Genomic DNA, 23,380 nt, shown 5'->3' on the forward strand with positions numbered 1-23,380 from the left:
GCGTCAATCCTTTTCTATGATTTGTTTCTCTAGTTTTTCAAATTCATCTCTTAATTTTAAATAGTCATGCACAACATTCACTGCAGTTAAAACTGCGAGCTTATTTATATCCAGATTAGGACTTTTGCTGCTGATTTCACGCATTTTATCATCAACAATAGAAGCCACCAGGCGCACATGACTTGTGCTCTCCGTGCCTACTATTGAAAATTGCTGTCCATATATATCAACTGTCGTTTTCTTTTTTGAGTGGTTATCCAACGAAAAATCCTCCATTCTTGAGAATCCTAATCTTTATCATAACATGATATCTAGTATAATGGAAAGATAATGCCAATCAATATCCAGTATCAATCATATTTTAAAAGAGGTGTCATCTCTTGTCCAATGCCGTTATTAAAATTGATCAGCCGACCATCCTGAAAATGAAATCCTACTACTCTTCGGATCTAGGCTCAAAGCTCCCGCCGGGTGCTGTATTTACTGCTAAATCAAATGGGTGTACCATTACAGCCTACAAATCAGGCAAAGTTCTGTTTCAGGGCAATCTGGCCGCAGAAGAAGCAGAAAAGTGGTCAAAACCTGAACAAAAGACTACTAAGAAACCTTCGAAGCCTCTTACTGTTTTTAGTCCGCCGGCGAACATATCAACTCTCTCTATAATAGGATCGGATGAAGTCGGAACAGGCGATTTCTTTGGGCCGATTACTGTTGTAGCAGCCTATGTAAAAAAAGAACAGATTCCCCTCCTTCAGGAATTGGGAGTGAAAGATTCAAAGCATCTGAATGATAGACAAATTACGGCCATTGCCAAAGATCTTCTTTCTATCATTCCTTACAGCCTGCTGGTTCTGCATAATGAAAAATACAATCAGCTGCAGAGCACGGGAATGTCACAGGGGAAAATGAAGGCCATCCTTCATAATCAGGCGATCAACAAACTTTACGATAAGATCGCACCTGAAATTCCTGAAGGTGTTTTAATCGATCAGTTTGCAGAGCCTTCCATCTATTTCAAGCATCTTAGCGGAAATTCCTACCGGAAAGAAAATACTTTTTTCAGTACAAAAGCAGAAGGAATCCACCTGGCGGTTGCAGCAGCTTCCATTTTGGCAAGATATGCTTTCCTCAAGGAAATGGATCGTCTGTCTGAAAAAGCCGGGATGATACTCCCTAAAGGTGCCGGAGCAAAGGTTGACGAAGCGGCAGCAGCCATTATTATAAAAAAAGGTGAAGACACATTGAAAAACTTAACAAAATTTCATTTTGCCAATACAGATAAAGCAAAAAAATTGGCTGCCAAGAAAAAAAGATAGATTAAACCTAATAAAAACAGCGGCAAAATCTCATTGATTTTGCCGCTGTTTTTTTAATATTTGATCGATGGGAATAAGAGGCTCACTATTTAATAAACTTTCATATTTCCCCTTCGAGTATGGAATTTTCCCAATTACAGGAACTCCGCTCAAAATCTCAATCATCCTAACATTGTCCTGCTCCATCAGAGACTCTTCCTGAGACATGTTGTTGATGATAAATCCAAGAACGGCTATCCCGTTTTTCTTTGCATATTCTGCTGTCAGCAAGGAGTGATTAATCGTTCCAAGTGCGGGATGAGTAACAATCAGGACAGGAATGTTCAGCTCTTTAATAAGATCTTTCGTTAAATAGAATCCATCTTCATTTTCAGCAAGAGGCACTGCCAGCCCGCCTGCCCCTTCTACGATCACAATATCGTTTTCCTTTTGAAGCTTGAGATATTGATTGACCAGTCGATCCTTATCAATTTTAGTGCCTGATATTTGCGCGGCTAAATGAGGGGACAGGGGTTCTTCCAGACAGTAAGTACATAGGTCATCTTGCTGATAGGGCAAATTTGCGGCCAGACGATATTCTTCAATATCCTCTGAAACCAGACAGCCCCCTTCCAGCCTTCCTCCGCTTTGAATAGGTTTGTACGGAACGGCTTTTATCCCCGAGCGCTGAAGCATTCCGATTAAATAAGCGGTTACAAACGTTTTTCCGATTCCCGTGTCTGTGCCAGTAATAAATATCCCGCTCATCCCTTCGCTTCCCCTGAATAGGAGACATTGACCAATGGCCTGCGCACGGATTTATACAATCTTAGTGATAATAAAGCAGCTCCAAAACACAGAAGCAAGTCGCCGAATACACTCAGCAGAAAACCGCTGTAAAATGCTGCGCTAAATGAAATCCCTGTTCCAATCCATGTATTTAACGAGAGATATAAATAGCCTACGCCAAATAAATAAACAATGATAAGACCAGTAAAATGAGCAAACAGAAAATGCTTCAGCTTTGGCTTATTGCACCTTTCAAGGATATAGCCGATGACAAAACTTGCAGCAGCAAATCCGATTAAATAACCGAATGTCGGCTGAAAAATATAGGAAAGTCCTCCTCCGCTTGAAAATACCGGAAGCCCGGCAAGTCCGATCCCAATATACAGCATTTGACTCATTGCACCAAGCTTGCTCCCCAAAAGGGCACCTGCAAGGTAGACAAATAGAATCTGCAAAGTAAATGGAATAACCGGCATCGGTATCTTAATAAAGGCTCCTACTGCTGTTAGAGCAGCAAACATTGATACAACTGAAATGGAATAGACCGACAGTGAACGCTTCATCCTTTTTCTTCCTCTCATTCTATTTTTCTTCATTTTATCTACATCAAAACATATATGTCAACTAAATTATTCTTTGGTTGACATATAGTGTTTTCTGTTTATACGATAGAGTTATAAAAAATTCTTACAGGGGGCTCACCATGTACAAAAGTCCGGCACTCGCTGATATCAGCTACGAAGAACTGGCAGCAAAAAACAAGCAATATATTTGGCATCCTTTTACTCAAATGAAAGATTACATAGAAGATCAGCCTGTTATTATTGCTGAAGGGAAAGGACGAAAACTGATAGATGTAAATGGCAAAGAATATTGGGATGGCGTCTCTTCCATCTGGTTAAATGTACACGGTCACAATGTAGTAGAATTAAATGAAGCAATCAAACAGCAGCTGGATAAAGTAGCACACTCCACCCTGCTTGGCATGGCAAATGTTCCTGCCATTCTTTTGGCCGAAAAAGTCATTAAACTTATGCCAGAGGGACTCACTAAGGTGTTTTATTCAGACTCAGGCGCCACTTCTGTAGAGATTGCTGTTAAAATGGCCTTTCAATATTGGCAGCATAAAGGAAAAGGGAATAAGAGACAATTTATCACGATGAAGGAAGCTTATCATGGAGATACGATAGGCGCGGTTTCAGTAGGAGCCATCGACCTGTTTCATAAAGCCTATTCATCCCTGCTTTTTGACTGCATTAAAATTCCATACCCTGCTGTATACCGTTCACCATTCGGCAATTCTGAAACTGTCATCGTTCATGAATCGTTAAATGAATTAGAGAATCTATTAGCAGAACGTTCTGATGAAATTGCTGCTCTGATTATTGAACCGATTGTTCAAGGTGCAAGCGGAATTATTGTGATGCCGGAAGGTTACCTGAGAGGCGTCAGAGAGCTTTGTACAAAATATGACGCCCTAATGATAGCGGATGAAGTCGCTACGGGTTTTGGCAGAACAGGGAAAATGTTTGCATGTGAGCACGAGCATGTAACTCCTGATCTTTTAACCGCTGGAAAAGGACTGACAGGCGGATATCTTCCTGTCGCCATTACAGTTGCTTCTGAAGAGATTTACAGTGCATTTTTAGGAGACTATGAGGAGCAAAAAACGTTTTTCCATGGTCACAGTTACACAGGAAACCCTTTAGGCTGTGCTGTTGCCATTGCAAATCTTGAATTAATAGAGAAGCGGAATCTCGTACAAGAAGTTGAGAACATGTCAGAATATCTGGCAACTCGATTAACAGCTTTTTCACAGTTGGACCACGTGGGTGATATCCGGCAAAAAGGATTTATGATCGGGATTGAATTAGTGAAGAATAAGGACACAGCCGAACCGTTTGATTGGAAGGACAGGGTGGGAGTTAAAGTCTGCAGACGGGCAAGAGAACTCGGCATGCTCCTCAGACCACTCGGAAATGTCATTGTATTTATGCCGCCCCTTGCAGCTGCAAAAGAGGAATTGGATGAGATGGCTGATATTCTTTATCAGTCTATAAGAGACATGACAGAGAAAAACTGAACGGAAAAAAAGCAGTGTAATCTCTGAGATTACACTGCTTTTCATGTCAATCATTAACCTCTCAGCACCGCTGCATATTTCTCTTCAACAGCACGAAGCACTTTTTCATGAGCCTTCGTTACTTCTTCATCTGTTAATGTACGCTCAGGATCGAAATAGCGCAGAGAGAAGGCAAGTGACTTCTTATTTTCTTCCAGTCTATCGCCTTCATATAAGTCGAATACAGACACTTCTTTTAGAAGCTTGCCGCCTGCTTCAGAAATCGTTTCTTTAAGATCGCCTGCAACAATTCCTCTGTCAACAACAAGAGCAATATCCCGTGTCATTGAAGGGAAACGAGGAATCACAGAAAACTTTAATTCTTCAAGATTCGTCTCCAGGAGCTGCTGTAAGGCAAGTTCAAATACATATGTTTCAGTCAGGTCCATTTGTTTTTGAAGTTTTGGATGAACTTGGCCGATGAATCCGGCAGTCTGGCCATTAAGCAAGATTTCAGCCGTACGTCCAGGGTGAAGCCCATCGCGCTTAGCCTGTTTGTATGTGATCTGCTCTTTTAATCCAAGAACATCAAACAATCCATCAAGAATTCCTTTTACTACATAGAAATCTACCGGCTTCTTTTCGCCCTGCCATTGATTTAAATGCCACAAACCAGTAACAGCACCGCTTAACCGTTCTTTTTCAACAGGCTGTTCGCCTGCTCCCTTTGAAATGAAAACGGAGCTCATTTCATAAAGCGCAACTTGGTCATTTTGACGAGCAAGATTGTATTTCAGTGTTTCCAGCAAATGCGGAACCAAGCTTAAGCGGAGCACGCTGCGCTCTTCGCTCATCGGCATAGCAAGACGAGTATAGTCTGATGCTTCAAGAGCAAATTGAGATGCTTTTTCTTCGCTTGTTAATGAATAGGTAATCGCCTGGTACAAGCCTGCTCCTTCTAAGTACCGGCGTGCTTTGCGGCGGTTAGACTGATATTCAGTCAGTCTGCCTGGTGAAGATGCACTGACCGGGAATGTGGAAGGAATATTATCATAGCCATACAGTCTGGCTACTTCTTCTATTAAATCTTCTTCAATCGCAATATCTCCGCGTCTTGTCGGAACTGTAACCGCAAATGCTCCATTATCTTCCTTAACCTCAAAACCTAGTCGAGTGAAAATCGACTGAATTTCATTAACTGAAATGTTCATTCCGAGCACCTTGTTGATTTTATCTGCAGGAATGCCGACTACAGCTGGTTCTGCCTCTAAGTAGTTTACTTCTGCAGAACCATTAAGTACCTCACCGCCTGCAAGCTCAATCATTAATTGTGCTGCACGTTCTGCTGCAGCACGCACACGGTTTGGATCGACGCCTTTTTCGAAACGCGCACTTGCTTCACTGCGGAGTCCATGATCTTTTGAAGCTTTGCGGACAGTTTGACCATTGAAGTACGCAGACTCAAGCAGGATCGTTGTTGTATCTGAATGAACTTCAGAATTTTCTCCGCCCATTACGCCTGCAAGAGCAACTGGCTCTTTTCCATTTGTAATAACAAGATGTTCAGGTGACAGAATACGCTTTTGGCCATCCAGGGTGATGATTTCTTCGGAAGCTTCAGCAAGTCGGACAAGAATTTCTTTTGAACCTAAGCGGTCATAATCAAAGGCATGCAAAGGCTGGCCATATTCAATTAATACATAGTTGGTAATATCCACAACATTATTATGAGGACGAATTCCTGCTGCCATTAACCGAGTTTGAAGCCATAGAGGTGATGGTGCAATACGCACATTGCGGATCACCTTCGCTACATATAATGGATTCTCTTCTTTAGCCTGGACTGTAACTGAAATATAATCTGCAGCTCTTTCAGAAGCTTCCGCATGAGTAAGGTCCGGATAAGTGACACTTCTTCCTAAAATCGCAGCTACTTCGTGTGCGACACCAAGCATGCTTAAGCAATCTGAACGGTTAGGTGTTAATCCAAGCTCAAGAATCTGATCATCACGGCTCAGCTCGGCAAGAGCATCTGCACCTGGCTGAACGTCATTCGGGAAAACAAAAATCCCTTCAGAAAATTCTTTTGCCACAAGCTTTGACTCAATTCCTAGCTCCTGCAGAGAACAGATCATTCCGTTTGATTCTTCGCCGCGCAGCTTAGCTTTTTTAATTTTAAAGTTTCCAGGAAGAACGGCACCCACAGTTGCTACCGCTACTTTTTGGCCTTTATCAACATTTGCAGCACCGCAAATGATCTGCACAGGCAGTTCTCCTCCGACATCTACTAAGCATTTGTTCAGCTTATCAGCATTCGGATGCTGTTCTTTTTCAAGCACATGACCAATTACAACACCGCTCATGCCTTCGTTCAGTGTTTCAACACCTTCTACTTCAATCCCGCTTCTAGTGATTTTTTCTGCCAGTTCTTCTGCTGATATTCCGCTGAGATCAACGTAATTCTGCAGCCATTTATATGAAACAAACATCAGTAAACCTCCTTTTATGCTCTTTTAAATTGTTTTAAGAAACGAACATCATTAGTGTAATAGTGGCGAATATCGTCAATGCCGTATTTCAGCATGGCAATGCGCTCAGGGCCCATTCCAAATGCAAATCCGCTGTATTTTTTCGAGTCAAATCCAGCCATTTCAAGAACGTTCGGATGAACCATTCCAGCACCTAAAATTTCAATCCAGCCAGTGCCTTTACATACATTGCACCCATGTCCTCCACAAGCAAAGCATGAAACATCAATCTCTACTGAAGGCTCTGTAAATGGGAAAAAGCTTGGACGCAAACGAATTTCGCGGTCTTCTCCAAACATCTTTTTAGCAAAGGCTTCCAGTGTTCCTTTTAGATCGCTCATGCTGATGTTTTCATCGATTACTAACCCTTCAATTTGAGTGAATTGATGAGAATGTGTCGCATCGTCGTTATCGCGGCGGTACACTTTACCAGGACAAATAATTTTAACAGGCCCTAGACCTTTGTACTTTTGCATCGTTCTGGCCTGAACAGGGGATGTATGTGTACGAAGCAGCGTTTCATCTGTAATATAGAACGAATCCTGCATATCACGAGCAGGATGCCCTTTTGGAAGATTCAATGCTTCAAAGTTAAAGTAATCTGTTTCAACTTCAGGACCCTCTTCAACTGAATAACCCATGCCAAGGAACAGATCTTCAATTTCTTCAATAACTGCTGTAATAGGATGATGGTTACCAGCTCGAACCGGACGTCCAGGAAGAGTCACATCAATTGTTTCTGCAGCCAGTTTTTCCTCAACCGCAGCTTCCTCAAGGCCTTCCTGTTTTGCTGCAATGCTCGTCGCAATGCTTTCACGGACCTCATTTGCAAGGGCACCCATTAACGGACGCTCTTCTGCAGATAATTTCCCCATACCGCGGAGCGCTTCTGTAATCGGTCCTTTTTTTCCTAAGTATGAGACACGGATGTCATTCAGACTTTTTAAATCATTTGCTGTTTGTATTTTTTCAAGTGCTTCTAACTGAAGCTGTTTCAGTTGTTCCTGCATGCTGTTTCCTCCTTTATTTCAAATGAATGATCATTTTTTTCCAAAATAAAAAACCCGCCCAAAAAAGGGACGAGTTGAATATCGCGGTACCACCCTTGTTAACAGCCCAAAAAACATAAGCTGTTCACTTCGTTCTAAGATAACGGAATTGATCCGGAACACCTTTACATTCAAAAGCCGAATGGTCCTGATGCCAGCTAAAGAGGTGAATTCATTTACCGCAGTCAAAAAAATGCTCTCAGTCACCGGCATTTTCTCCCTGATTGACGCTCCCGTAAACTACTCTTCTCTATCATCGCTGTTAGAGTATGTAACTGTATCTTATTATAATGAAAAGAAATTGTTCATGCAACACCGAAAAGCGGAGCCGACTGTTCAGGCCCGACAGACAGATAAGAATTCACCCGAAAAGTCCGGGTTTGACTTTTTGGGGGAATTTGTTCTGGCCGAGGGACTAGGAGGCGGAGCTAGACACCGCCGAAAAGCGGAATCGCCCGGTTAGCTCCGACAGACAGATAAGGATCCGACAGAAAAGGCGCTTTTTGCCTTTACTGCCGGATCCGTTCTGGCTGAGGAGTTGGGCGATGGAGCTAGACAACACCGAAAAGCGGAGCCGACTGTTCTGGCCGAGGGGCATCTAGCCAAATTTGAAATTTTATTTTCCAGACACACCGGAATAAATAAGGAGCTGCGAAAACTCCGCCCTTATTGATCCCCAATACAGTGATACATAAGAATTCCCGCTGCAATCCCTGCATTTAGGGATTCCGCTTTTCCGAGGATTGGAATGTACAGATTTTGATCAGTAAGGTGAAGATATTCTTTATTTACTCCGCTACCCTCATTGCCAATGAGCAGGCCAAATGAAGCTGCTGCTTCCGTTTTGCGGTAATCAACACCATTTTGGAGCGAGGTTCCGTATATGGAGACATTTTGCTGTTTAAGCTCTGAGATTGCCTCATTCAATTTCCTTTTTACAATAGGAATGTGAAAGATTGATCCCTGACTGGAACGGACAACTTTAGAATTATATGCATCAACTGTCCCGTCACCAAGAATGACTCCATCCATGCCTGCAGCATCTGCAGTCCGGATGATTGTCCCTAAATTACCAGGGTCCTGGATTGCATCTATCAGTACGACCTTTTTCCAGGCACTGATTTCGTGCTTTTCTGATTGAACACAGACTGCGGCTGCACCCTGAGGCGATTCGGTTTCAGAGATAGCTTTCATGATTTCTTTTGTGACATATGTAATTGACAGGTCATCCGCATTCCAGTGAGATGGAATGTCCGTTTCTTCTGAAATAATCAATTCTTTAATCACGGATTTATCCTTTAAAGCTTCTTCTACTAAATGCAAGCCTTCAATTAAAAATGTATTTGTTGTGTCACGTTCTTTTTTTGTATGTAATTTACGCCACTGCTTAACCTTCTGATTTTGCAAAGATTCAATTCGTTTCACGAGTATACTGCTCCTTTACTGCTGCATTTCTTCTATATAATTAGGTGATTCTGAATCACTTTTTTCTCTTGTCCAGCTTTTTATATTATATCTTATAAAACATACATAAAAAACACAAAATAACACAGGATATGGGTAGGTAAATATTATAAGATATGGAGTGATAATGATGGATTTAAATTTAAGAAATGCCATTATCTCAAATGTATCAGGCAATGATCAAGGTCAGCTGGAGGATACAATTGTAGATGCCATTCAAAACGGAGAAGAAAAAATGCTTCCTGGCTTAGGCGTTCTGTTCGAGGTAATCTGGCAGAATTCAAGCGAGGATGAGAAAAATGAAATGCTGACGATTCTTGAAGAAGGTTTAAAAAAGAAATAAATGCTGGGCAATCTGCCCAGCATTTTTATGATTAATCGAAGGTAATTGTTTTAACGGTTTCTTCATCAAGACGTTTAATAACCTCAGTAATCAGTTTTACTGCATTTTCATAATCATCGCGATGAAGCATAGCTGCATGAGAGTGAATGTACCTCGTTGCAATTGTAATGGAAAGCGCAGGTACACCGTTTGCTGTCATATGAATGGCGCCTGAGTCGGTTCCGCCGCCTGCAATCGCATCAAATTGGTATGGAATGCTGAGTTCATCGGCAACCCCGACAACAAAGTCACGAAGTCCTTTATGAGAAACCATTGATGCATCATAAAGAATAATCTGCGGGCCTTCCCCCATTTTGCTTGAAGCTTCTTTCTCTGTAATCCCAGGTGTATCGCCTGCGATCCCGACATCGACACCAAAACCGATATCAGGCTGGATTACGTGTGCTGAAGTACGCGCTCCGCGAAGACCTACTTCCTCCTGAATCGTTCCGACCCCATAAACAACATTTGGATGGTTGGCGTCTTTCAGCCCTTTAAGGACATCAATTGCTATTGCACAGCCGATGCGGTTATCCCATGCTTTCGCAAGAAGCATCTTCTCATTGTTCATAACTGTAAATTCAAAATAAGGAACGATCTGATCTCCAGGCAAGACCCCGAACTCCATCGCTTCCTCACGGCTTGATGCACCGATATCAATAAACATATCTTTAATATCGACCGGTTTTTTTCTTGCTTCAGGAGGAAGAATGTGCGGCGGTTTAGATCCGATCACACCTGTCACGTCCCCTTTTTTGGTGCTGATCGTCACACGCTGTGCGAGCATAACCTGCGACCACCATCCGCCTACCGGCTGAAAACGGAGAAATCCTTTATCATCTATTTTGGTAACCATAAAGCCTACTTCATCTAAATGACCCGCAACCATAATTTTCGGGCCGCCTTCTTTGCCTGTTTTTTTGGCTATCAAGCTCCCAAGACCGTCTGTTGTTACCTCATCGGCATATGCCGTTATGTATTTCTTCATGACTTCTCTCGGCTCTCTTTCGTTGCCGGGAATTCCTTTTGCATCTGTTAAATCTTTCAGCATCTGCAGTGTTTCGTCTAATTTCACCATCAGTTTACCCCCCTCTTTTATTAATTACTATTATACTAGACGCTGGAAAGTAATTCAAAATTCTCAATACCCTTGTTTTTGACGATCGTGATTGACTTCATTTTTTTTAACATAAGCAGCCTCAATCTCTTCAGGTGAAAATCCAAGAGCTTCTCCGAGCAAAAGATACTGTCGAAACAGTTCTAGATAGTGTGCTTCTGAACGGCTTTTTTCAAACTGCGCAATTTTTTCATAAACAAGCACAAAATGGGCTGTTAAGGAATTTTCATCAGCGGCTAAATCAAACTCAACACCATCTGTCACGCCTATCTCAATTCCAAGCGACAGAATGAAATGTATGCCATCCACATACTCCTCAAGAATAACGATTGTTTCAGCCGGGGGCTTTAAACTCCAAAATTTAAAGCATCTTGTTTCATTGGCCAGTTCGCCTACCTCAACCAGCAAAGCTAAAATTTTCTTTTCAAGCAGCGGTTCTTCTTCCAAACCGTGCTGTTTTTCAATTTTCGAATCAAGATCATTCTGCATCTCAAACAGCTTCAAAAAATTCATTGTTTATCACTCCTATACTCGCCAAGTTTAACACTTGCACCTTTTCACTTCAAAAAAAATCTGAACTTCCATAAAAAAACTGAAACTTTATGAATGCTTCAAACGTATTGTAACAAAATACGTTTGGGAGGCACTACCATGATAGTAATCCTGTTACGATTACTTTTGCTTGCTCTTATTGTCTTTGTCCTTTATTCTCTTGTAAAATATGTGCTGAATCCCAAGCGGAAGCTTGAGCTTGCACAGGAGCAAAAAGAGTATTTCCTGCTTGATGACCGTGACAACGTGCGCAAAAACTTTTTGTTAACCTACAAGGGTGTTTTGTTCGAAGGCGAGAAATACCTTGGAACAACAGATCTGGCGTTTGAGGTTGTATCCATCTTTATGTGGACCGGCAGTCCAAGTAAACTCCAAGGACTTTCTCTCTCTGATTTTGAATTTGTTGAGGAAAAAGTGAGGGAACAATATCCTCATGCCGCACTCGATTGGAAAAGTCCAGTAAAAGAATTATTATTAAAAAGCAAAAAGCCGTGACAGAGGTCACGGCTTTTCCATTGATTTTATAAAGAAATCGTTCCATTTTAAGACCACTCTTTTTTCCCTCAGCAAATAAACAAATAAAATCAGCGTTCCAATTAATACAATTGTTGTAATAAGCGAGAATTTTCCAAAGTAAGCCCCAAAGGATGTAAAACAAAAGGCTGCAGGGATATGAGTCCAAAAAGAAAGCTTTGCGTAATCTTTAAATGATGTCGACCGGTCAAGAATGCATAATGATAAAATGGAAAAGTTAACGAACGGGATCATTCTAAGAACAATGATTTGTCCTACAGAAAGTCTCGTGTATTTACCAAGCCATTTTTTCCTTAATCCTGAAAACCGCTCCAAAAAAGAAGGAAATTGTTTTGATAGGATATAAAAACTTATGCTTGCGACAGTCAGCCCGATAATCGAATAAAAGGTCCCAAATTGAGTTCCGAATAGTATTCCTCCAATGATACAGATGACAACCACAGGAATGAATAAAAACTGTCTTAAGATGTGCATAAAGATAAAAAAGAGCGGTGCCAGAAAGCCTGTGGACTGAACCGTTGAAACGACTGCTGAAGTTGCAAGATCGATTGTTCTCACCTCTTTCATGCAGTTCATAAGATGACTTTTTGTGAGTAACGTGTTACTAAATTGTATCTGTTTTATAGCGGCATTATGACATCTTATATAAAAAATAGCTGAACAGGACGAGATGAATCACCATCAAAACAGGCAGACCGACAACAAACGATTGATGCTTCGTTTTATGCCTGAATGCATTCATTCCAATTGTCAGCCCGATCGCACCCCCAATGAAGCCAATAAGCCAAAGCGTGTTTTCTTTGATTCTCCATTGTCCCTTTTTCGCTTTATTTTTATCTGCTCCCATTAAATAGAAGCCGTAAATATTCAGTATTATGTAATATCCAATCAGAAGCGCCATCAACTTGCACCCTTTCTATAAAAATAAATGTGAAAAAAGGCCATTCTCAAACGGTGAGAATGACCTTTTCAGCAATGATTAGCTGTTTAATTTAGCTTTAGCAGCGTCTGCTAATTGAGCAAATGCTTGAGCATCTGTTACAGCAAGCTCAGCAAGCATTTTGCGGTTTACTTCGATGCCAGCAAGCTTTAAGCCATGCATTAAACGGCTGTAAGAAAGACCATTCAAGCGAGCAGCTGCGTTGATACGAGTAATCCAAAGCTGACGGAAATCGCGTTTTTTCTGACGGCGATCGCGGTAAGCATACATTAATGATTTCATTACTTGCTGATTAGCAACTTTGTATAATGTATGTTTTGAACCGTAATAACCTTTAGCTAATTTAATAACTTTTTTACGTCTTTGACGTGAGACAGTACCGCCTTTTACTCTTGGCATGTCAATTCCCTCCTATGTGAAAACGAATTATTTAATATTATCTAATAAATGACGGATGCGTTTGAAGTCGCCTTTGCTTACTAAAGTGCCTTTGCGAAGTTTGCGTTTTGCTTTTGTAGATTTGTTAGCAAATAAATGGCTAGTGTAAGCGTGTGAACGTTTTAATTTACCTGATCCAGTCTTTTTGAAACGCTTTGCAGCGCCGCGATGAGTTTTCATTTTTGGCATAAGGTATTCCTCCTCGTATCTTTACTTTTCTACTTTAGGTGCTAGAACCAAGAACATGCTTCGTCCATCCATTTTCGGATGAGACTCAATTGTACTTAAATCTTCACAAGCTTTAGAAAAACGGTCTAAAACACGTTGACCAATTTCTTTATGAGTGATTGCACGGCCTTTAAAACGGATAGAAGCTTTCACTTTATCGCCTTTTTCAAGAAACTTGCGTGCATTCTTAAGTTTTGTGTTAAAATCATGCTCATCAATTGTCGGGCTGAAGCGAACCTCTTTAATACTGATGATCTTTTGATTTTTACGTGCTTCTTTATCTTTCTTTTGCTGCTCAAAACGGAATTTGCCGTAGTCCATTATGCGACATACAGGTGGTTTCGCATTTGCAGCAACTAAAACTAAATCAAGATTCGATCTGGCAGCAATCTCAAGCGCCTCTTGGCGAGATTTAATTCCAAGCTGGTCGCCATTTGCACCAATCAGACGAACCTCACGAGCGCGAATTCCATCGTTTACCATCATGTCTTTGCTAATAATTAGCCACCTCCAAGGATTTTTAACTGAACAGATGAATTGTTTGTGCTACACTTTCTTGAAAAACAAAAAAGTGTGGGCGCACAAAACACCCACACTACGATTTAGTATACTAAGTATATATAGTCGTAAACCTGCAGACTGCAATGATGCGTCGATCAGGTGAGAAGCGGGTGCTTCTGCTTGCAAGACAAACTTCTATTCAATTACCCTGCAAATTATATCACGAAAAAACTTCCGCTGTCAAGTCATGCTGGTTTTATTGCAACAAAATGAATTGTATCAAACATTTACTGGATGTGCAATAGTTTTTTTCGAGAAGATTTTACCTCTTCACTTCTTTAACAATTCCATCGATAAATTCTTTAAGAGCAATTGTCTCTGATTTTTGTTCTCCGTATTTGCGGACATTAACAGCAGACTCAGCCGCTTCATTGTCACCGACAACAAGCATATAAGGAGTTTTCTGTATTTGTGCCTCACGGATTTTATAGCCGATTTTTTCATCGCGTGCATCAAGCTCTACGCGGATTCCTTCAGCCTGCAGCAGTTCTTGAACTTTTTTCGCATAGTCAAGATGTACAGAAGGCGAAACCGGAATAACCTGCACTTGAGTCGGAGCGAGCCAAGTCGGGAAAGCTCCTTTGTATTCTTCAATCAAGAAGGCTACAAAGCGTTCCATTGTTGATACGACCCCGCGGTGAATAACAACCGGGCGATGCTGTTTGCCGTCCTCGCCGACATAATTTAAATCAAAACGCTCCGGCAATAAGAAGTCAAGCTGAACTGTAGACAGTGTTTCATCTTTTCCAAGTGCTGTGCGAACCTGCACATCAAGCTTAGGACCGTAGAACGCTGCTTCGCCATCTGCTTCAAAATAATCAAGTTCAAGTTCATCCATTGCTGACTTCAGCATGCTTTGAGCTTTTTCCCACATTGCATCATCATCAAAGTATTTTTCTTTATCCTCTGGATCGCGGTAAGAAAGACGGAATGAATAATCGTTGATTCCAAAATCTTTATAGACTTCTTCAATCAATCTCACCACTCGGATAAACTCATCTTTGATTTGATCAGGGCGGACAAAAATATGTGCATCATTAAGTGTCATTGCACGCACGCGCTGAAGGCCGCTCAGTGCACCAGACATTTCATAGCGGTGCATCGTTCCAAGCTCAGCTACACGAATCGGAAGCTCGCGGTAACTGTGAATGTCGTGTTTGTAAACCATCATGTGATGCGGGCAGTTCATTGGACGAAGAACTAAATCCTCATTGTCCATAGACATAGCAGGGAACATGTCATCCTGGTAATGATCCCAGTGACCTGATGTTTTGTAGAGCTCCACACTTCCAAGAACAGGAGTGTAAACGTGCTGGTAGCCCAGGCGCTCTTCTTTATCCACAATGTAGCGCTCAACGATACGGCGGATTGTCGCACCTTTTGGAAGCCAGATTGGAAGACCCTGACCTACTTTCTGGGACGTAGTGAATAAGCTCAGCTCTTTACCCAGCTTGCGGTGATCGCGCTCTTTCGCTTCTTCTAATAAACGAAGATGCTCATCTAAGTCTGCTTTTTTAATAAAAGCTGTGCCATAAATGCGCTGCAGCATTTTATTGTTGCTGTCTCCGCGCCAGTACGCACCTGCTACACTTAAAAGTTTGAATTCTTTTAATTTTCCAGTTGAAGGAACGTGTATGCCGCGGCAAAGGTCGAAAAATTCACCCTGCTCGTAGATTGTTACCTTTTCGCCTTCAGGAATAGCATCCAGAAGTTCAAGTTTCAGATTATCGCCAATCTCTTCATAGATGGCTTTTGCTTCTTCCCTTGTAACGATCTTGCGGACAACTTCGATGTTTTCATTGATGATTTTTTTCATTTCTTTTTCAATGGCCGGTAGATCTTCAACAGAAATCGATTGTTCCATATCAATGTCATAATAGAATCCGTTCTCGATAACCGGTCCAATTCCAAGCTTCACATCTTTGTAGATTCTTTTTATAGCCTGCGCGAGCACGTGTGCAGAACTATGTCTGATGATCTCCAATGCGTCAGGACTGTCAAGTGTGACAATTTCAATGCTTCCATCTTGATCGATTGGTGTTTTCAAATCAATCAATTCACCATTGAATTTTCCTGCTAATGATTTTTTTCTAAGCCCCGGGCTGATGGATGCCGCAATATCTTCAGTTGTTGTGCCTGCCTGATATTCCTTTACAGCTCCGTCCGGAAATGAAATTTTTACAGCGTCTGACATCCTTGTCACTCCTTTGATAATTTTTGAAAAATAAAAAACCCGTCCCTAAAGTAAGGGACGAGTGATTATTCGCCGTGGTTCCACCCTTGTTTCCATTCACGTCTTAAAGTGAATGGCTCAAAAAAATCTGTAACGGGAATACCCGTCAGCGATTACTCGGCATCATGCCTTTCACAGCTGAAGTTTAGAGGTGGTAAGCGGGTTATTCATGCCAGGAAGCTCTCAGCCTTGACTTCCCTCTCTTTGCGCCGTGATAACACTCTCATGTCCTCATCATAACTTATCATGTATTTATTACGTATTATAAAATCATTTCCAGGGGAAATCAAGATTATTCAGCTTTTTTTTAAATACCCGCCTTTTTTCTCGGATAAATGTTTACTCTCTCTAAAAAAATATTCTGTATGGTTCTAACCATGCCAAAGTCTGGAGAATCGGTATATAAATGAATTTTGTTAGGAGCAATTGACACCAGCGGCGCCAAAAGCGAAGCGTCAATGTACATAGGATGCTGATGAATAAAGGACCTGTCAATATACTTCATCAGCTCATCCTGGCTCAGTTTTGCAAACTGTTCATTGTAAACTGTCAGCTCTTTTTCATGCACGATATGAAGCACGTTCACTTTCGTTTCTCTGCTCATGGCATAATCTCTTAAACTCTGAATAAATGTCTGGTATTCCTGCTCGAGCTTGTACTCTTCAATGGCAATCTCAATATATTTATTTAAACGCTCCACATACTGGTGAAGACGGAATTTTATAAAGGATGGAAGCGCAAAAGACAGATTAGGCCTGATAAAATCAGCCAGAGCTTCATAGATCGGAGTTTCCCTTAATGGAAGCTGATCAACTTTCGGAATCTCGCTGCGTTCTCCTTCAATAATCGCCTCGGCAATATGTATGATTTGCTGCTGTTCCTCAGGCTCTTGAAAATAGAATCTGTCTTTAATGATGGACAGCATCAGGTGAGATTCTTTGTACTTCAGGATGTAGCGGACGATCACCGGAATCAGAAGGACGTTAATCATCTCAACTGGATCATTGCTCATAATCTGAATTCCATGTTCCTTTATTCTAACAATCTCAGCTTTCCATTTATCGCGTTCATGATCAAGCATATTGTGGACTGTTTCTGCTTCATGCGGAGAATTGAAAAATATTTCGATCATGGTTGTCCCCCCTTTTTAGCCAATACCTGATTTCATTTATATGGCGGAGAACCGTTAAATAGAATCGTTTTTTAAGGGAAAATAAAAAACACAGTCCTTTTAGAACTGTGTCTCGCTGAGCTACCTCTCCCGCCAATTTCGGCCTTTTAATTCATAAGGATCGGCAAGATATTTAATTCTCTCCATGATTCGTGCGGATTTTACAGGTTCTTCCTCCCCGCGCTGTGTAACACTTAAATGACTCTGCAAATCTTTCATGCTGAAGTTTGACGTGAAAAATGTCGGCAGATTTTCAAGCATGCGGTATTGAAGAATAGAGCCTAATATATCATCACGAATCCAGCTGGACATCGCCTCTGCACCAATATCATCGAGCATAAGCACTTTCACTTTTTTAACGGCATCAATCTTGCTTTCAAGTGAATTGTCATGGAGTGAACTCTTCAGTTCTCTCATAAATTCAGGAACATAAACGAGCATGGAAGGAATTTTTTTCTTGGCGAGCTCATTTGCAATGGCTCCGAGTATATAGGTCTTGCCGACTCCAAACGAACCGTAAAGATACATTCCCTTCACATTCTTTCCTGCTTCATATTCTTCGCTGAAGCTGAGAACCGTATGAACAACTCTTACCCTGCTGTCTTCTTTTAAATCAATATCTTCAAGCTTCGCATTTAAAATATCACGGGGAATAAACATGGATTTAATTAAAGCCTGATGTTTCTTGCGCTCATCCTCTGCTTCCTTCATTGGGCAAACCTCATATTTTAAATCGATCGTTTTCCCTTGTAAAATAAGCTGCGGATGATATCCTTCAACTAGGTTCTTACATTCTGAGAGGCTCGGGCAATCTGCACACCGCTTGCTTTGGCCGATGTATTCATACAGCTTGATTAGACTTCTGTTAATCATCGCATCATCAATTTCCAAACGATGTTCACTCAGAAATTTTTGAATGTCTGGATTCTTCATAATTTGTGCTTTCATCGCACTCATCCGTTTTTGAAAATCCTCACGGTTAGCAAGTCCGCTTAACGTTTTATTAATCGATTCCAATTGATTTCACCTCCACAAGTTATTCTGACTGCTGCTGTCTGTATTGTTTTATTTTTTCTTCAAGCCTTTTCCGCTCGATATCCACTTCTGTTTGGTTGATTTCTTCTTTTGTTTCAGGTTTTTCCAGATCTTCTTTAAGCCATTGAGGCAGCTTCTCTTTTCTTATCAGTTTTCTGCCAGTTTTAGAAACAGTTTTCTTTTCTGCCCACTCCTGGTATTGCCTGTGCTCCTGCTTTGCGAGCTCCATTGCGGATCTGACAGTGGCTACTTGTTTTCTGGCCCAATGACTTGCAATTTTCTGCACATAGGATTTCGATAGCTTCATATCTGTTTTTAACATAACATAGTAAATTAAAACATTAACGACGCCAGGATGAAGCTTCTGCTTAAACATGACTTCTTCAACAATCTGCAAATCAGCTGACGCTGGCTCAATTCCATCTGCGAGATCCATTAAAAACTGCTTTGGCGAAATCGAATCAAGCTGTTTGATCAGCATTTCCTCCTGAGACAGTTCTTTTTCAGGGGAAGTTTCAGACCTTAGAAAAGCAGGCTGGGTTTTATCGGCAAGTGCAGGCAATTTTTCTCCGTGCTCAAATTGATACCAGTCTCTTGCAGCTTTTCTTAAGCTGTCAATTTGGATTGTTTCATTTGCGTCAATGGCATTCATCACGACATTTTTCATTTCCATTGCATTAATCCCATACAAGTATGAAAGTTTTTTAATGGTTTCTTTCACTTTCTTCGTTATGGACTTTCTAGGAATGACCGCTTCTGACAATCCTGCAAAAAATAAATCAAAATCAAACACATCATCTGTCATCAAAGGCGATGCTGCTTCTCCAGAATGATAAAATTCTGTTCCCTTTTCTGGTTCAAGATCTTCCTGCACTTCATCTGTGAGTCTAGATATCATTTCACTCGGCTGCAGAGATTTAAAAACCTCATTAAACGGGCGCGTAATTTGAACGAGATCCGAAGACAGGCTGCTGTCTGCAAAAAACTTCTTCAGCTGATTGTATTTGTTTTTCCCGACGCGATTATATAAATAGATGTTCAGTACCCCATCCTGAAAAAAGTCAGCAGGCTTCAGAGGAGGCATCAATTCGTAGATATACAGCTTTGTATCACTTTGTTCTTTTTGAAACGTCTTTAATAACCCGATCCCCTCAAGCTTAATCCGCTCTTCATAGATTTCTCTCAGGTTGCTCTGCATGAGGGACATCAGCCCATGATGTGTCGTTTCTTCGCTCCACATCCGGTCCTGTTCAAGCTCAGCCCAAAGCGTCATATAAAGACCATAGCATTTTGCACCTAATAGCGGCTGATAGAGCAGCGTCAAAACTTTCCTGTCAAAATCCTGCAGGACACCATTCATTTTGACCAAATACCGATCAACAGGCAATAACTGATTCCAATGCTTGTCCATTACATTCCCTCTATTTCATAAGTTAAAAAAAGAGCCTGAAGCGATTCCTTCACGAGCTCTTTATTTCACCTTTTTAATCAGTTCTGATAACTCTTGAATGAAAACATTGATATCTTTAAATTGACGGTAAACAGAAGCAAACCGGACGTATGCAACTTCATCTACATGCGCAAGTCTGTCCATGACCATCTCGCCGATATCTTCACTGTTTACTTCTGAGATTCCTTGATTTCTTAATTCTTTTTCAATATCCTGGACGATTTCCTCTAATTTCGGAAGAGGCACAGGACGTTTTTCACATGCTTTAATCAAGCCCCGCAGGATTTTGTCCTTGCTGAACTCTTCTCTGACGCCTTCTTTTTTCACAACAATAAGCGGAATTTCCTCCACTTTTTCAAAGGTTGTGAATCGGTATTGGCATTCCTCGCATTCACGTCGTCTTCTAATCGATTTCCCTTCATCAACAGGCCGTGAGTCAAGCACTCTTGTTCCATTATGCTGACATGTTGGACATTTCATACTACCAGCTCCAATCCAAAAGCATCAGGGTTGTATCTTTATTATAAGCTGTTTTCGCATAGATTGTTGTTTTTGATTATAAATGTTGTCCGTTACTTTCCGCTGCAGGAACTTGCTTTCCGCGGGGAGGGTGTGAGCCTCCTCGGCCCTGCCTGCGGGGTCTCCCATTTCCCTCTAATTTCCCGCAGGAGTCAAGTTCCTTCCGCTACAATTCACTTAAGATTTTAACATCTAGTCTAAAAGCAACAATGTTTACGAAAAGAGCCTTATTTTATGAAAATAAATGACATGCAGCAAAGATCACTTTGAATGCAGTCCTGTTCCTATAAACGGCAGTGCCTTGTTCAGCTTCTCATATGAATCAATAATCAGCTTGCGGCTGAATCCGAAATCACTTGCCAATTTAGTATCTGTTGATACATTAAAATCAATGGCTGTTTCATAAGGTCTTACCGAAACGATCGTGATAATCATCAGCGCTTTTTTCGGTTTGTCGATTACAACGCTGATTTCGCCGCGATCTTCTGATACTGATGTAACCGTCGCACCGGGCTGTTTGCTGAATGAATTTTCAACTGCTTCAATTGCCTTTTTCGCGGTAGTTTTATAATAATGGCTTTTTAAAGCATCGTCATAATGATTCTCGGATGTTTCCTGACCTGTAGAAAGAAAAACCTTCATTTTTCGCAGCATGCTCATAGTCGAAGTAAAGCTCCTTTTATTGTTTTCTGTATGTAAATTTGTCATTCTTAAACAATCGTGCAGGCAGCACTGAGTTTTTTATCATTTCAAAAAATAAATATGAAGCATAAGAAAAAGAGGTGCAGTTCGCACCTCTTTTATTTTACATGAAAATCATTCATCATTAAAGAGCTTTTACTTGAGCTTGTTTAACTTGTACAGGACCCATGCCGCGCGGAATTTCGATATTCTCGCGAGTTTGTGCTCCAAGAGCTTCTGCAATATAGTCTGCAGCAATATTCGGATTTAAGTCACCGCATGTGTATACATCGATGCTTGCATATCCGTGTTCAGGAAAGCTGTGGATAGTTAAATGTGATTCAGAGATGATAACAACTCCGCTTACACCTTGTGGAGCAAATTTATGAAAGGCAACCTCGCGTACTTCGGCACCTGATTTTAAAGCAGCATTTACAAAAGTCTTTTCAATGTATTCCATATCGTTCAGCTTATCAAAGTCACATCCCCATAATTCTGAGATAACGTGTCTTCCCATTGTTTCCATTTTTAATGGATCCCCCTTTAGCAAAATTAGTTTACATGAATTCTTCGCAAATGGATTGTTCAACTACCACGGGGGAAAGTTAGTCCAAAGAGGTCCTAACCCTTTAAGTAGCCACAAGGCCGCGCTTAGTAAGAAGTTCACGAAAAATAGTATACTTCCTTTAGTTTGTTTTTGCAACAAACTTTTTTTGAAAAAATACAGCACCTTTTCTCACATGAACCGCAGAGCCCGCCAAAACTGATTTTTTAAGCAGCCCATTTTTTTGATTACGATACTGGGTGGCGATTACCTGCTAAAGCTGATTGACTGTGAATATCGAGACATTTACATACCTCTTGCGGAACTAACACTCATTCTGAGCAAAAAAAAAAGAGACTGGGACGTAACGATTATCTCCTTATCTCCTGAATGAAAGCCGAACATTGAATAGTGCGAAAACCATTAAAAGAAAGAGCTATTTTCGCATAAATTGTTGTTTTACATGATAAATAATGTCCGTTCCTTGCAGCTCCAGGAACTTGCTTTCCGCGGGGAGCATGGGAGCCTCCTCGGCTTTGCCTGTGGGGTCTCCCATTTTGCTCTATGTCCCGCAGGAGTCAAGTTCCTTCCGCTGCAATCCACTTAAGGTTTCTACAATTAGTACTGCAGCAACAATATTTATGAAAAGAGCCAAAGAAAAAAATCCGAACTATAACGAAATTCAAGTTGGAATTTCACATAATAGTTCGGATTATTCTTTGGCTGAAAACCTTTTGTCCCAGCCTGTTTTCATTTTATCATCCTATTAAACTGCAGACAGCTTCTTCATTTTTGAAGCAACGAACTGGACTAAGTCAACGACTCTGCAAGAATATCCCCATTCATTGTCATACCACGCAAGCACTTTTATCTTGTGGCCCGCCATCACAATTGTTGATAAACCATCAATGATTGCAGAATGAGGGTTTGTGTTGAAATCTATGGAAACAAGCGGCTCTGTCGTGAAGTCAAGCACTCCTTGTAATGGTCCGATTGCAGCAGTCATAAATGCTGAACTTACTTCCTCAACCGTTACATCCCTCTTCACATCCACTACAAGATCTACCAGTGAAACATTTGGTGTCGGCACTCTTAGCGCCATGCCATGAAGTTTCCCTTGAAGATGCGGCAATACAAGCGACAGCGCCTTGGCGGCTCCTGTAGTTGTAGGTATAATAGACTGGCCGCAGGCTCTTGCTCTGCGAAGGTCTTTATGAGGATTATCTATGTTTTTTTGATCATTTGTGTATGCATGTACGGTCGTCATTAATCCGTTTTCAATCCCGAATTGCTCATCGAGTACTTTCACAACTGGAGCAAGACAGTTAGTTGTGCAGGAAGCATTTGAAATAATAACGTGCTGCTCATTATTGTAAGCCTCTTCATTTACACCCATCACAATTGTTACATCTTCGTTTTTGCCAGGTGCCGTCAAGACAACTTTTTTAGCCCCTGCCTGTACATGGTACATGGCTTTTTCGCCGTCATTGAACTTACCCGTTGCTTCAATGACGATATCGATATCCATCAATCCCCAAGGCAGATCCCTTGGATCTCTGAAATTCAGCAGCTGAATTTTTTGTCCATTTACAAGTAAATAATCATCGAATGGAATAACTTCTCCCTCGAATTTCCCGTGATTTGTATCATATTTTATCATGTGCGCCAACGTCTCAGCCGGATAGCTTGCGTTAATCGCTACAATCGATAAATTTTCTTCAAAGATTGCTTTTCTAAATACCATTCTCCCAATGCGACCAAAACCGTTAATGGCAATCTTCGCTTTCATACCATTACCCCTTCCGGAT

General features: G+C 41.2%; 25 protein-coding genes and 2 other annotated features. Of the genes, 4 read left to right on the forward strand and 21 right to left on the reverse strand.

Annotation, left to right across the window (positions count from 1 at the left end; translation table 11 throughout):
* Positions 1-3: 3 nt before the first annotated feature.
* Positions 4-276, reverse strand: coding sequence for a cell division protein ZapA (gene zapA, locus AC3ISE_RS16700; RefSeq protein WP_070876341.1), 273 nt, complete (start codon positions 274-276; stop codon positions 4-6).
* Positions 277-380: 104 nt separating this feature from the next.
* Between zapA and rnhC the strand changes: the two genes are divergently transcribed.
* On the forward strand, positions 381-1,316 hold the full coding sequence (rnhC, locus tag AC3ISE_RS16705; RefSeq protein WP_489221836.1) for a ribonuclease HIII: 936 nt from the start codon (positions 381-383) through the stop codon (positions 1,314-1,316).
* Positions 1,317-1,346: 30 nt separating this feature from the next.
* On the opposite strand, the gene bioD is transcribed toward rnhC, so the two are convergent.
* Positions 1,347-2,063: a dethiobiotin synthase gene (gene bioD, locus AC3ISE_RS16710; protein WP_489221837.1), complete on the reverse strand. Its 717-nt coding sequence runs from the start codon at positions 2,061-2,063 to the stop codon at positions 1,347-1,349.
* A complete protein-coding gene (locus tag AC3ISE_RS16715) occupies positions 2,060-2,647 on the reverse strand; it encodes a biotin transporter BioY (RefSeq protein WP_489221838.1) in 588 nt (195 codons plus the stop codon). Before AC3ISE_RS16715 ends, bioD begins: the two co-directional genes overlap by 4 nt.
* Before the next feature lie 140 nt (positions 2,648-2,787).
* Here AC3ISE_RS16715 and bioA point away from each other — a divergent pair, with 140 nt between their 5' ends.
* Positions 2,788-4,167, forward strand: coding sequence for an adenosylmethionine--8-amino-7-oxononanoate transaminase (gene bioA / locus AC3ISE_RS16720; RefSeq protein ID WP_489221839.1), 1,380 nt, complete (start codon positions 2,788-2,790; stop codon positions 4,165-4,167).
* A 53-nt stretch (positions 4,168-4,220) separates the two neighbouring features.
* Here the strand turns inward: bioA and pheT are convergent, their stop codons facing one another.
* From pheT to AC3ISE_RS16735, 3 genes are all read right to left on the reverse strand, one after another.
* A complete protein-coding gene (pheT, locus tag AC3ISE_RS16725) occupies positions 4,221-6,635 on the reverse strand; it encodes a phenylalanine--tRNA ligase subunit beta (RefSeq protein ID WP_489221840.1) in 2,415 nt (804 codons plus the stop codon).
* A 14-nt stretch (positions 6,636-6,649) separates the two neighbouring features.
* Positions 6,650-7,684 (reverse strand): phenylalanine--tRNA ligase subunit alpha, encoded by a 1,035-nt coding sequence (gene pheS / locus AC3ISE_RS16730; protein ID WP_489221841.1) that lies wholly within the window; start codon positions 7,682-7,684, stop codon positions 6,650-6,652.
* A gap of 62 nt (positions 7,685-7,746) precedes the next feature.
* Positions 7,747-7,989 (reverse strand) — a binding site (T-box leader).
* A 400-nt stretch (positions 7,990-8,389) separates the two neighbouring features.
* Complete coding sequence (locus AC3ISE_RS16735) at positions 8,390-9,148, reverse strand: TrmH family RNA methyltransferase (protein ID WP_489221842.1); 759 nt, start codon at positions 9,146-9,148, stop codon at positions 8,390-8,392.
* A 169-nt stretch (positions 9,149-9,317) separates the two neighbouring features.
* Here AC3ISE_RS16735 and sspI point away from each other — a divergent pair, with 169 nt between their 5' ends.
* Entirely contained in the window at positions 9,318-9,530 is a 213-nt protein-coding gene (sspI, locus tag AC3ISE_RS16740) for a small acid-soluble spore protein SspI (RefSeq protein WP_029279208.1), read from the forward strand.
* A gap of 31 nt (positions 9,531-9,561) precedes the next feature.
* Here the strand turns inward: sspI and AC3ISE_RS16745 are convergent, their stop codons facing one another.
* Positions 9,562-10,647, reverse strand: a complete 1,086-nt coding sequence (locus AC3ISE_RS16745; protein WP_489221843.1) for a M42 family metallopeptidase — start codon at positions 10,645-10,647, stop codon at positions 9,562-9,564.
* Between the two features lie 63 nt (positions 10,648-10,710).
* Entirely contained in the window at positions 10,711-11,199 is a 489-nt protein-coding gene (locus tag AC3ISE_RS16750) for a dUTP diphosphatase (RefSeq protein WP_489221844.1), read from the reverse strand.
* Positions 11,200-11,337: 138 nt separating this feature from the next.
* Here AC3ISE_RS16750 and AC3ISE_RS16755 point away from each other — a divergent pair, with 138 nt between their 5' ends.
* The gene (locus tag AC3ISE_RS16755) at positions 11,338-11,733 is read left to right on the forward strand and encodes a sigma-w pathway protein ysdB (protein WP_489221845.1); all 396 of its coding nucleotides are present in this window, start codon (positions 11,338-11,340) and stop codon (positions 11,731-11,733) included.
* Between the two features lie 6 nt (positions 11,734-11,739).
* Here the strand turns inward: AC3ISE_RS16755 and AC3ISE_RS16760 are convergent, their stop codons facing one another.
* The 13 genes from AC3ISE_RS16760 to AC3ISE_RS16820 all read right to left on the reverse strand — a co-directional run bounded on the left by AC3ISE_RS16760 (position 11,740) and on the right by AC3ISE_RS16820 (position 23,361).
* Positions 11,740-12,348, reverse strand: coding sequence for a TVP38/TMEM64 family protein (locus tag AC3ISE_RS16760; protein WP_489221846.1), 609 nt, complete (start codon positions 12,346-12,348; stop codon positions 11,740-11,742).
* A gap of 55 nt (positions 12,349-12,403) precedes the next feature.
* On the reverse strand, positions 12,404-12,673 hold the full coding sequence (locus tag AC3ISE_RS16765; protein WP_489221847.1) for a DUF1294 domain-containing protein: 270 nt from the start codon (positions 12,671-12,673) through the stop codon (positions 12,404-12,406).
* A 78-nt stretch (positions 12,674-12,751) separates the two neighbouring features.
* Positions 12,752-13,111 (reverse strand): 50S ribosomal protein L20, encoded by a 360-nt coding sequence (gene rplT, locus AC3ISE_RS16770; RefSeq protein ID WP_070877701.1) that lies wholly within the window; start codon positions 13,109-13,111, stop codon positions 12,752-12,754.
* Between the two features lie 27 nt (positions 13,112-13,138).
* Positions 13,139-13,339, reverse strand: a complete 201-nt coding sequence (rpmI, locus tag AC3ISE_RS16775; RefSeq protein ID WP_029279195.1) for a 50S ribosomal protein L35 — start codon at positions 13,337-13,339, stop codon at positions 13,139-13,141.
* Positions 13,340-13,360: 21 nt separating this feature from the next.
* A complete protein-coding gene (infC, locus tag AC3ISE_RS16780; protein ID WP_180850219.1) occupies positions 13,361-13,879 on the reverse strand; it encodes a translation initiation factor IF-3 in 519 nt (172 codons plus the stop codon).
* 58 nt (positions 13,880-13,937) lie between these two features.
* Positions 13,938-14,067, reverse strand: a sequence feature (ribosomal protein L20 leader region).
* 134 nt (positions 14,068-14,201) lie between these two features.
* Entirely contained in the window at positions 14,202-16,133 is a 1,932-nt protein-coding gene (gene thrS, locus AC3ISE_RS16785) for a threonine--tRNA ligase (protein WP_489221848.1), read from the reverse strand.
* 346 nt (positions 16,134-16,479) lie between these two features.
* Entirely contained in the window at positions 16,480-17,304 is an 825-nt protein-coding gene (ytxC, locus tag AC3ISE_RS16790) for a putative sporulation protein YtxC (RefSeq protein ID WP_489221849.1), read from the reverse strand.
* A 120-nt stretch (positions 17,305-17,424) separates the two neighbouring features.
* On the reverse strand, positions 17,425-18,360 hold the full coding sequence (dnaI, locus tag AC3ISE_RS16795; RefSeq protein ID WP_489221850.1) for a primosomal protein DnaI: 936 nt from the start codon (positions 18,358-18,360) through the stop codon (positions 17,425-17,427).
* A 19-nt stretch (positions 18,361-18,379) separates the two neighbouring features.
* Positions 18,380-19,789 carry a replication initiation and membrane attachment family protein gene (locus AC3ISE_RS16800; RefSeq protein ID WP_489221851.1) on the reverse strand — a complete coding sequence of 470 codons (1,410 nt, stop codon included), beginning with the start codon at positions 19,787-19,789 and terminating at the stop codon, positions 18,380-18,382.
* Positions 19,790-19,849: 60 nt separating this feature from the next.
* Positions 19,850-20,308, reverse strand: a complete 459-nt coding sequence (nrdR, locus tag AC3ISE_RS16805) for a transcriptional regulator NrdR (protein ID WP_070877707.1) — start codon at positions 20,306-20,308, stop codon at positions 19,850-19,852.
* 300 nt (positions 20,309-20,608) lie between these two features.
* Complete coding sequence (locus tag AC3ISE_RS16810) at positions 20,609-21,007, reverse strand: cytosolic protein (RefSeq protein WP_489221852.1); 399 nt, start codon at positions 21,005-21,007, stop codon at positions 20,609-20,611.
* A 166-nt stretch (positions 21,008-21,173) separates the two neighbouring features.
* On the reverse strand, positions 21,174-21,554 hold the full coding sequence (gene speD / locus AC3ISE_RS16815) for an adenosylmethionine decarboxylase (RefSeq protein ID WP_070877709.1): 381 nt from the start codon (positions 21,552-21,554) through the stop codon (positions 21,174-21,176).
* 784 nt (positions 21,555-22,338) lie between these two features.
* Positions 22,339-23,361, reverse strand: a complete 1,023-nt coding sequence (locus AC3ISE_RS16820; protein WP_489221853.1) for a glyceraldehyde-3-phosphate dehydrogenase — start codon at positions 23,359-23,361, stop codon at positions 22,339-22,341.
* Between the last annotated feature and the right edge of the window lie 19 nt (positions 23,362-23,380).

It is taken from the genome of Metabacillus sp. KH_069, assembly GCF_057838075.1.